Origin of the sequence: Acidovorax sp. HMWF018 (assembly GCF_003061035.1) — a bacterium.
Classification (GTDB): domain Bacteria; phylum Pseudomonadota; class Gammaproteobacteria; order Burkholderiales; family Burkholderiaceae_C; genus Acidovorax; species Acidovorax delafieldii.
This window is the reverse complement of sequence record NZ_QAIM01000159.1, coordinates 4,839-6,469: the sequence shown is the minus strand read 5'-3', so window position 1 is coordinate 6,469 and position 1,631 is coordinate 4,839. Positions and strand designations below refer to the sequence as shown.

Below are 1,631 nucleotides of genomic sequence, written 5' to 3'. Positions count from 1 at the left end.
ACGGTAGGGCGTGCCCGGCCCACCCCGCTTCACTGCCCGTTTGATTGACCAAGGACCTGACCACCATGCACCAACGCCCGTTCCAGCAAGTCGATGTATTCACCGCCACGCCCTACCGTGGCAACCCCCTGGCCGTGGTGCTGGACGGCTCCGGCCTCAGCACCGAAGCCATGCAGGACTTCACCAACTGGACCAACCTGTCCGAAGCCACCTTCCTGCTGCACCCCACCCCGGAAGGGCGCGCCGCCGGTGCCGACTACCGCGTGCGCATCTTCTGCCCCGGGCGCGAACTGCCTTTTGCAGGCCACCCCACGCTGGGCAGCTGCCACGCTTGGCTCCAAGCCGGCGGACGGCCCCAGGTCGCGGGCCAGGTGGTGCAGGAGTGTGGCGTGGGCCTGGTCACGCTGCGCCAGGACGGCGAGCGCCTGGCCTTTGCCGCGCCGCCCCTCATCCAAAGCGGCCCGCTGGCCGAAGACGACGTGGCGCTGATTGCCCGGGGCCTGGGCGTGGCGCGCAGCGACATCCTGCACCACGCCTGGTGCGACAACGGCCCCAACTGGCGGGGCGTGATGCTGCGCAGCAGCGAGCAGGTGCTGGCGCTGAAGCCTGACGCCAGCATCCTTGGCCAACTGGACGTGGGCGTGGTCGGCCCGCGTGGTAAGGTGGGCGTCATTGGCAGCACCGACGCCGAAGGCATCGCCTTTGAAGTGCGCGCCTTCTTCCCCGGCAACAACGGCCTGGCCGAAGACCCCGTGACCGGCAGCCTCAACGCAGCGCTGGCGCAATGGCTCATCGGCGCCGGGCTGGCCCCCGCCCAATATGTGGCCGCCCAAGGCACCTGCCTGGGACGCGCCGGGCGGGTGTACGTGCAACAGGACGGCGACACCATCTGGGTCGGCGGCAGCTCGGTCACCTGCATGGCCGGTGAGGTGCTGCTGTGACCGCCACGACCACCCAACACGCCCCCTGCGTGGACCACCTGGTCGTGCTGGCGGCCGACCTGGCCAGCGGTGTGGCCTGGTGCGAACGCACGCTGGGCGTCACTCCCACGGCGGGCGGCGAACACCCGCTAATGGGCACGCACAACCGCATCTTCAACGTCTCCAGCCCGGCGCATCCACGCGCCTACCTGGAGATCATTGCTATCAACCCAGGAGCACCCAAGGCAGTATCCACTAGCGCAAGACGCTGGTTTGACATGGATGACGCCAATCTGCAGGCCCAGGTGGCGCAACACGGCCCCCAGCTCATCCACTGGGTGGCGAGCGTGCCCGACGTGGCGGCCACGTGCACCGCGTTGTCGGCGCTGGACATGGATCGCGGCGCCGTCATCACCGCCAGCCGCCCCACGCCCCATGGCCTGCTGCAGTGGCAGATCACCGTGCGGGACGACGGCCTGCGCCTGATGGACGGATGCCTGCCCACCCTCATCCAGTGGGGCGCCGTGCACCCCTGCGACAGCCTGCCCGCGAGCGGCGTGCAGCTGGAACAACTCGCACTGCAGCACCCGCAGGTCTCCACGCTGCAGGCGGCATGTGACGCCATCGGTGTCGGCCCCCAGGTCGCCGTCGCCGCAGGCAACGCGCCTGGCCTCACGGCACACCTCTCCACGCCGCTGGGCCCCGTCACCC

2 protein-coding genes are annotated in these 1,631 nt (G+C 70.0%); both read left to right on the top strand.

Going from position 1 to position 1,631, the window contains the following annotated elements:
- The first annotated feature begins 65 nt into the window (after positions 1 to 65).
- Positions 66 to 941, top strand: coding sequence for a PhzF family phenazine biosynthesis protein (locus DBR23_RS06195; RefSeq protein ID WP_108497654.1), 876 nt, complete (start codon positions 66 to 68; stop codon positions 939 to 941).
- A partial coding sequence (locus DBR23_RS06190; RefSeq protein ID WP_108497653.1) for a VOC family protein occupies positions 938 to 1,631 on the top strand: 694 nt, incomplete at its 3' end. The genes DBR23_RS06195 and DBR23_RS06190, both read left to right, overlap by 4 nt.

Excerpts from the sequence above, each read along its gene's own strand:
- DBR23_RS06195 (WP_108497654.1), top strand. The coding sequence starts at position 66 with ATGCACCAACGCCCGTTCCAGCAAGTCGATGTATTCACCGCCACGCCC.